The organism is Kitasatospora sp. NPDC057692 (assembly GCF_042799475.1).
GTDB lineage: Bacteria > Actinomycetota > Actinomycetes > Streptomycetales > Streptomycetaceae > Kitasatospora.
Genome location: NZ_JBHVIV010000004.1, coordinates 183,851 through 191,826 on the forward strand (window position 1 = coordinate 183,851; position 7,976 = coordinate 191,826).

Annotated in this window: 6 protein-coding genes; all 6 read left to right on the top strand. The window is 74.3% G+C overall.

Annotated elements, in window-relative coordinates:
- The first annotated feature begins 121 nt into the window (after positions 1-121).
- The 6 genes from ACFVFS_RS04015 (at position 122) to ACFVFS_RS04040 (ending at position 7,709) form a co-directional block, all read left to right on the top strand.
- Positions 122-1,417 (top strand): ABC transporter ATP-binding protein, encoded by a 1,296-nt coding sequence (locus tag ACFVFS_RS04015; RefSeq protein WP_380619742.1) that lies wholly within the window; start codon positions 122-124, stop codon positions 1,415-1,417.
- Complete coding sequence (locus ACFVFS_RS04020) at positions 1,407-2,075, top strand: ABC transporter permease (protein ID WP_380619745.1); 669 nt, start codon at positions 1,407-1,409, stop codon at positions 2,073-2,075. Before ACFVFS_RS04015 ends, ACFVFS_RS04020 begins: the two co-directional genes overlap by 11 nt.
- Positions 2,072-2,764, top strand: coding sequence for an ABC transporter permease (locus ACFVFS_RS04025; RefSeq protein WP_380619748.1), 693 nt, complete (start codon positions 2,072-2,074; stop codon positions 2,762-2,764). Before ACFVFS_RS04020 ends, ACFVFS_RS04025 begins: the two co-directional genes overlap by 4 nt.
- A gap of 89 nt (positions 2,765-2,853) precedes the next feature.
- A complete protein-coding gene (locus tag ACFVFS_RS04030; RefSeq protein WP_380619750.1) occupies positions 2,854-3,837 on the top strand; it encodes an ABC transporter substrate-binding protein in 984 nt (327 codons plus the stop codon).
- A 123-nt stretch (positions 3,838-3,960) separates the two neighbouring features.
- Positions 3,961-4,602: a hypothetical protein gene (locus tag ACFVFS_RS04035; RefSeq protein WP_380619753.1), complete on the top strand. Its 642-nt coding sequence runs from the start codon at positions 3,961-3,963 to the stop codon at positions 4,600-4,602.
- A 992-nt stretch (positions 4,603-5,594) separates the two neighbouring features.
- Positions 5,595-7,709, top strand: coding sequence for a glycosyl hydrolase family 18 protein (locus tag ACFVFS_RS04040; protein ID WP_380619756.1), 2,115 nt, complete (start codon positions 5,595-5,597; stop codon positions 7,707-7,709).
- Positions 7,710-7,976: the final 267 nt, after the last annotated feature.

Consider the following 7,976-nt stretch of genomic DNA (forward strand, 5'->3'; position numbering starts at 1 on the left):
TTTCCACCGCCACCAGGGCGGGCATCCGCGCGACCGACAGGCACACCGACCGAGACCGACAGACCGCCAGACGACACCATCGGCGCCGCCGCCGGGGACCGCCGAGACGAGGACAACCCCCGTGATCAGATTCGACGGCGCGGGCAAGCGCCACCCCGACGGCACGGTCGCCGTCGAAGGCCTCGACCTCGACGTCCCCACCGGTCGTACGACCGTGCTGGTCGGACCGTCCGGCTGCGGGAAGACCACCCTGCTGCGGATGGTCAACCGCATGGTCGAGCCGACCTCGGGCCGGGTCCTGCTGGACGGCACCGACGTGGCGGCGATGGACCCGGCCAGACTGCGGCGCGGCATCGGGTACGTGATCCAGCAGGCCGGACTGTTCCCGCACCGCCGGGTGATCGACAACGTCGCGACCGTCCCCTATCTGCTCGGCTGGGACCGGAGGAAGGCCCGCGCGCGGGCGGCCGAGCTCCTCGACCTGGTCGGACTCGCCCCGGAGACCGCCCGGCGGTACCCGTTCCAGCTCTCCGGCGGCCAGCAGCAGCGCGTCGGCGTGGCGCGGGCGCTGGCGGCCGATCCGCCGGTGCTGCTGATGGACGAGCCGTTCAGCGCCGTCGACCCGGTGGTGCGGGCCGGTCTCCAGGAGGAGTTGCTGCGCCTCCAGTCCGAGCTGCACAAGACGGTGCTGTTCGTGACCCACGACATCGAGGAGGCCGTCCGGCTCGGCGACCAGGTCGTGGTGCTGCGCGAGCGGGGCCGGATCGCCCAGCTCGCCGACCCGCACACGCTGCTGACGGCGCCCGCGGACGCGGACGTCGCCGCCTTCCTCGGCCGTGACCGGGGCCTGCGCGGGCTCGGGCTGCGGCCCGCCGCGACCGTGGCCGTCCGGCCGATACCCCTCGCGCCGGCCGGCTCGGCGAAGGGCACGGTGCGCTTCGGCGGGTGGGAGCTCGTGCTGGACGACGAGCGCCGGCCGATCGGGTGGACCGACCGGGACGCGGCGGGGGCCGCCCCGCAGCCGGCGCCCGGGTTCCACCCCGAGGCCGACACGCTGCGCGCGGCGCTGGACGCCGCCGTGCTCTCCCCCGCGGGCGTCGCCGTCGCCCTGGACGCCGACGGCCGGGTGACGGGGACCGCCGACCGCGAGGCCGTGCTGGCGGCGCTCGCGGCCGCTCCGGTCCCGACCGGTGTGACGGGTGCCCTCGGTGTCCCCGCGTTCGCCGAGGTCTCCGGTGCCGGCGGGATCTCCGGTGCCGGCGGGATCTCCGAGGTCGGCGGGATCTCCGAGGTCGCCGCGCCGCACCGGGCCGACGCCGCCGAGGCCGGAGCCGACGGCGCCGGGACCGAGGCCGGAGCCGGCACGGCCGATGCCGGGGCCGAACCCGAGAAGGACGGAGCCGCCGGTGGACGGTGAACCGATCGTCCGCTGGTACTGGATCGGCGACCACCTCGGCTACCTCGGCGACCTGCTCGCCGACCACGCCGTGATCGCGCTGCTCCCGGTGCTGATCGGCCTGCTGCTGGCGGTCCCGCTCGGGCTGGCCTGCACCCGCTACCCGCGCCTCTACCAGCCGCTCGCCGCCGTCTTCAACATCGTCTACGCGCTGCCCTCGCTGGCCGTGTTCGTCGTGCTGATCCCCTACACGGGGCTGGCCACCCAGGCCACCGTGATGATCCCGCTCACCTTCTACGCGCTCGCCGTGCTGCTGCCCACCACGGTGGACGGGCTGCGCGCCGTGCCCGACCCGGTTCGGCAGGCCGCCTCCGCGATGGGGTACGGGCCGTGGCACCGGCTGGCCGCCGTCGAACTGCCCGCCGCCGTCCCCTATCTGGTGGCCGGTCTGCGGGTGGCGGCCGTCTCCAGCATCTCGCTGGCCTCGGTGGGCGCGCTGGTCGGGCGAGGCGGGCTCGGCTACCTGTTCGTCGACGGGTTCCAGCGCACCTTCCCGACCCCGATCGTGGCCGGGATCGTACTGATCGCCGCGCTCGCCCTGGCCGTGGACCTGCTGCTGGTCGGCGCCCGCCGGCTGCTGGCGCCCTGGGCCGTGCGGGAGAAGGGAGCGGGCCGGTGAACTGGCTCACCTGGTTGGGGGACTTCTTCTCCGACCCGGACCGCCGCAGCGGCCCGAACTCGATCGCGAACCGGATCGCCGAGCACCTGCTGTTCTCCGGCGAGGCCCTGCTCTTCGCCGCGCTGCTGGCCGTCCCGCTCGGACTGCTGATCGGCTACACCGGGCGCGGCGTCACCGCGGTGACCGCGCTGGCCGGCGCCGCCCGCGCGCTGCCCACGCTCGGGCTGGTGACGCTGGCGGTGCTGCTCGCCGGGGTCGGCGACACCGCCGTCCTGGTGCCGCTGGTCGCGCTGGCCGCGCCGCCGCTGCTGGTCGCCGCCGTCGAAGGGGTGCGCGGCACCGACCCGGACGTGCGGGACGCGGCGCGCGGCGTCGGGCTGACGCACCCGCAGGTGCTGTGGCAGGTCTGCGTGCCGTCGGCGCTGCCGACCCTGCTGGCCGGTTTCCGGACCGCGACCGTGCAGGTCGTCGCGACGGCGACGGTGGCCGCGTACGTCGGGCTCGGCGGTCTCGGCCGGTACGTCGTCGACGGGCTGGCCACCCGCGACTACGCGATGACGGTCGGCGGGGCGCTGCTGGTCGTCCTGCTCGCCGTCGGGGCGCAGGCGTTCTTCGCGCTGCTGGCCCGTTACGCGCTCCCGCCCGGGCTGCGCGCGCAGCAGCTGGCCGCGGCCCGGCAGCCCTCGTGATCGCTCCGGCCCGGCGGCGCACCGCCGCCCCGGCCGTCCCGCTTCCTTCGACCGACCGTGACGTCCACCCCGAAAGGACACCTATCACCATGTCGACATCCGCATCCGCGCCGCTGAGAGCGGCGACGGCCGGCCGCCGGGCCGGCGTCCTGGCCGCGCTCGCCGCGCTCGCCCTGACCGCGACGGCCTGCTCCTCCTCCGGCGGCGACCCGCTGGGCGGCAAGGACTCGGCCGCCCCGGCGCCCGGCAGCGCCTCCGGGAGCGCCGCGACGGGTGCCCCGGCCGGCGGGACGGTCGTGGTCGGCTCGGCCAACTTCCCGGAGAACGTGCTGCTCGGCTCGATCTACGCGCAGGCGCTCAAGGCCAAGGGCGTGAAGGTCGAGGAGAAGTTCAACATCGGCAGCCGCGAGGTGCTCTACGGGCAGCTGCAGAGCGGCAGCCTGTCCGTGCTGCCGGAGTACAACGGCTCGCTGCTCGCCTACCTGGGCGGCAAGTCGGCGGATCCGGGCACCGCCGCCGTCAACGCCGAGCTGGCCAAGACGCTGCCCGCCTCGCTCGCGGTCCTGGACTCCTCGCCCGCCGAGGACAAGGACACCCTGAGCGTCAGCCAGGAGACCGCCGACAAGTTCGGGCTGAAGTCGATCGCCGACCTGGCCGGCAAGGCGGGCGAGCTCACCATCGGCGGCCCGCCGGAGTTCAAGTCGCGCCAGGAGCAGCCGCTCAAGGACGTCTACGGCGTGACGTTCAAGGAGTGGAAGTCGACCGGCGAGACCACGGCCAACGCGGTCAAGGACGGTTCGGTGCAGGTCGGCAACGTCTTCTCGACCGACCCGAAGATCTCGCAGCTGAAGCTCGTCCCGCTCGCCGACCCGAAGAACCTGTTCGCGGCCCAGAACGTGACGCCGCTGGTCAACAAGGCCAAGGTGGACGCGACGGCGACCGGCGCGCTCAACGCGGTGTCGGCGAAGCTCGACACGGCGGGGCTGCTGGCGCTGATGAAGAAGGTCGCGGTCGACAAGGAGGACCCGTCGGCGGTGGCCAAGGACTGGCTGAAGAGCAACGGGCTGTCCTGACCACGCGGAAGCCACGAAACCGCGGGGACGTCGCGCGGGGCGACGCGGAACGCCGGGCCCGGGAGCCGATCCCGGGCCCGGCGGATCTTCCCTTGGGCGGCGCGAACATGACAGGGTGACGGCATGCGCACTCGTCTCCTCGCCGCCACCCTCACGGCCTGCGCCGCGGTGAGCCTCGCCGCGTGCTCCAGCTCCGGCTCGGGCTCCGGCAGCACCGCCGCCGGCACCACCCCACCGGGTACCGCCGCGCCCGCGGCGTCCGGTACGGACGCGGCGACGGCCGCCGCGTCCCCCGCAGCGACCGCCCCCGCCCCGGCCCCGGGCTCCCCCGAGGCACCCGGTCCGGACGGCACGGCCGGCGCCTCCGCCGGCGCGCCGCCGGCCGGGACCGCGACGCGGCCCGCCACCGGGAACCCACCCGCCCCGGGGGCCACGGGCTCCCCCGCCGACCCCCCGGCGGCGTCGAAGCCGGCACCGCCCCCGGACGCCGGGCTGCCGGCCGCGCCGGCCGCGGACCTCACCGCGCGGCTCGTCGCCGCGCTGGAGGCGATCGACCCGGCGCTCGTCGGCGGACAGCCCGACCAGGCCGTCGACCGGGCCCGCGCCCAGTGCCAGGCGATGTACCAGTTCCCGAAGGACCGCGCGAAGTTGATCGACCTGGCGGACCAACGCTTCACGGATCCCACCCACCCCCAGGGTTTCGGGCCCGAGAAGGCGGAAAAAATCCTGGACGCGCTGCGCACCACCCTCTGCCCGCCGGCCTGACCGCTCTCACGGCCAGCCCCTCGAACGGCCCGGTGTCCTGAGCTCCGGGCCACCGTGGCCGCGCGCGACGACCACCGCGCGGCCACGGCACACACCCCCGGCTCAGACGAGGCTCCAGGCGGTGTCCTTGTCATCGGACGAGATGAAGTCCACGGGTTCCTCCTTTCCGGGGGTCGACATACGTAAGACGCGCGAGCACGGGGCGCGTGTCACGCGGCAAGCGGGTTTCGCGGTGGGCGGGTTCCGCGCGCACGGGTCCAGCGGTGCATGAGTTCAGCGGTGCACGGGCGCAGCGGTCCACGGGCGGCGCCCGGCGTACGGGCGCGTCCGGATGAAGGGCGTTCCGCGCGGGACGCGCGCCCGGGAGAGCGGGCGGGCGGCAGCGCGGGGAGAAGGACGGAACGGCAGGACGGTAGGACGGCACGACGCGCGAACGGGCGCGGGAGCGAACGGACGTGGCCCGGCCGTCGGCCGCCGGTGGCGGCGGGCCGGGACCCGGGGGCCGGGGGCTCACCCGTGCGGGCGGCAGCCGCCCTCTCTGTCGAGCTTCCAGTCGAGGTCTCGCATGCCCTGATGATGTCGGAGCGAGGGACGCGCCACAACCGGATTTGTTGACGGTTGACCATTCCCCGGCCAACCTCGGCGCCATACCCTTCGCTGACGAACTGTAAGGACTCTTGACAGACGAGTGGTCTAGTCCAACCATAGGCATGTCGATCCGACCGGGATGCACTGTGGGGGTGTGACCACCGGCGGCTGAGGCAATGCCCTGCCCTGCTCCGCTCCGCCCCCAGGCCCCGCCACGGCGTCCGCGCGTCCGCGCACGCCGTCCGTCCGTGCCGCGTGCCTGCGGGATCCGCACACCCCCGCGCCACCCGTCCCGCCGCACGGCCCTCTCCCCCTACGAGGGTCCCGTACGCCCCCGCAAGGTCCGCAGCGCCGTTCCGCACGCTTCACCAACGTCCTGCCCCACCACGCCTGTTGGAGAACCCATGCGTCTACGCAGAACAGTCCAGTCCGCCCTGACGGCCTGTGTCACGCTCGTCGCCTCGGCCGGTCTGGTCGCCGGCGCGGCGGTCGCCGACGCCGCACCCGCCGGCCCGGCCGCCGTCTCCGCCGGCGCCTCGGCCGCGGCGGCCCCGCTGCCCACCCGGGTGTTCGCCCCCTACTTCGAGGCCTGGACCGGCGAGAGCCCCGCCACGCTGGCCGCCCAGTCCGGCGCGAAGCACCTGACGATGGCGTTCCTGCAGACGGCCACCAAGGGCTCCTGCACCCCGTACTGGAACGGCGACACCTCGCTGCCGGTCGCGCAGTCCTCCTTCGGCGCCGACTTCGCCAAGATCAAGGCCGCCGGCGGAGACGTGATCCCGTCGCTCGGCGGCTACACCGCGGACACCACCGGCACCGAACTGGCCGACAGCTGCACCGACGTCAACCAGATCTCCGCCGCCTTCCAGAAGCTCATCACCACCTACGACATCAGCCGGATCGACCTCGACATCGAGGCCGACTCGCTGAACAACTCCGCGGGCATCGACCGCCGCAACAAGGCGATCAAGCTGACGCAGGACTGGGCCGCCGCCAACGGCCGGCAGATCCAGTTCTCCTACACGCTGCCGACCACCACCAGCGGACTCGCCGACAGCGGCCTCGCGGTGCTGCGCAACGCCGTCACCAACAACGCCCGGATCGACGTCGTCAACCTGATGACGTTCGACTACTACGACAACGCCGCGCACGACATGGCGGCCGACACCCAGTCCGCGGCCACCGGCCTGTACAACCAGATGTCCCGGCTGTGGCCGACCAAGACCCCGACCCAGCTGTGGGGTTCGATCGGCGTCACCGAGATGCCCGGCGTCGACGACTTCGGTGCGGCCGAGACCTTCACGCTCGCCAACGCGACCACCGTCTACAACTGGGCCGTGGCGCGGGGCATCAACACCCTGTCGTTCTGGGCGCTGCAGCGCGACAACGGCAAGTGCCCGGGCGGCGGCGCGCGCGACGACTGCTCCGGGATCCAGCAGAACACCTGGGACTTCACCAAGATCTTCGCGCCGTTCACCAGCAACACCCCGCCCACCAGCGGCTTCCTGCTCAACCTGAACCCCGCCTCGGGCACCGTGGCGGCCGGTTCCTCCACCACCGCCACCGTCAACACCGTCGAGATCACCCCGCCCGGCGCCCCCTCCGGCACCGCGCAGAGCATCACCCTCAGCGTCAGCGGCGCGCCCGCCGGCGTCACCGCCACGGTCAACCCCGGTACGGTCCTGGCCGGTTCGCCCGCGACGCTCACCGTCACCACCACGGCGAACGCCGCCGCCGGCACCTACCCGCTCACCGTCACCGGCGTCGGCACCTCCGGCAGCCAGACCGCCACCTACACGCTGAAGGTGACGAGCACCCAGCCGGGCAACGACTTCTCGGTCGCCGTCAGCCCGGGCGCCGGCTCGGTGACGGCGGGCTCGTCCGCCAGCGCCACCGTCAACACCGGTGTCGTCGCGGGCTCCGCGCAGAGCGTCGCCCTCACCGTGAGCGGCGCGCCCGCCGGCGTCACCGCCACGGTCAACCCGGGCAGCGTCACCGCGGGTTCGCCCGCGACGCTCACCGTCGCCACCGCGGCCACCACCACCCCCGGCACCTACCCGCTGACCGTCACCGGCACCGCCGCCTCCGGCAGCCACACCGCCACCTACACGCTGACCGTCACCGGGGTCACCCCGCCCGGCGGCCTGGCCAACGGCGGTCTGGAGACCGGCAGCCTGGGCCCGTGGACCTGCCAGGCCGGCGGCTCCGTGGTGAGCACCCCGGTGCACTCCGGCTCGTACGCCCTGCAGTCCGCGGCCACCGCCTCGCAGACCGGTGAGTGCACCCAGACCGTCACCCTGACGCCCAACAAGGCCTACACGCTGACCGGCTGGGTCCAGGGCAGCTACTCCTACCTCGGCGTGAGCGGCGGCGCCACCGGCTCCGCGTGGACCAGCGGCTCCGGCTGGACCAAGCTCAGCGTCCCGTTCACCACCGGCGCCTCCGGCACCGTGACGGTGTACCTGCACGGCTGGTACGGCCAGGGCAGCGTCTACGGCGACGACTTCTCGATCGCCTGACGGACACCGGCCCGCGGGCAACGGCTGACAGGTGACAACTGACAACTGACAGATAACAGCTGACAGATATTGTCAACTGTCAGCCGTCAGCCCCCGCCCCTCGTTCCACTCCCCCGCCGGGGGGGGGGGGGCCCCCGAGGGGGGGCGCCCCCCCGGGGGGGGGGCCCCCCCCCGGCGGGACGGTGGCGGGGTCCGTACCCCCCGGCCGGCGCGGCGCGGGCGGAGTCCGCCAGCCGGGCGACACCCGCCGCGGAACGCGCGGGCGGC

What these genes read in the sequence shown, in the direction of transcription:
- ACFVFS_RS04040 (WP_380619756.1), top strand. Translation starts at nt 5,595, where the DNA reads ATGCGTCTACGCAGAACAGTCCAGTCCGCCCTGACGGCCTGTGTCACG.
- ACFVFS_RS04035 (WP_380619753.1), top strand. Translation starts at nt 3,961, where the DNA reads ATGCGCACTCGTCTCCTCGCCGCCACCCTCACGGCCTGCGCCGCGGTG.
- ACFVFS_RS04030 (WP_380619750.1), top strand. Translation starts at nt 2,854, where the DNA reads ATGTCGACATCCGCATCCGCGCCGCTGAGAGCGGCGACGGCCGGCCGC.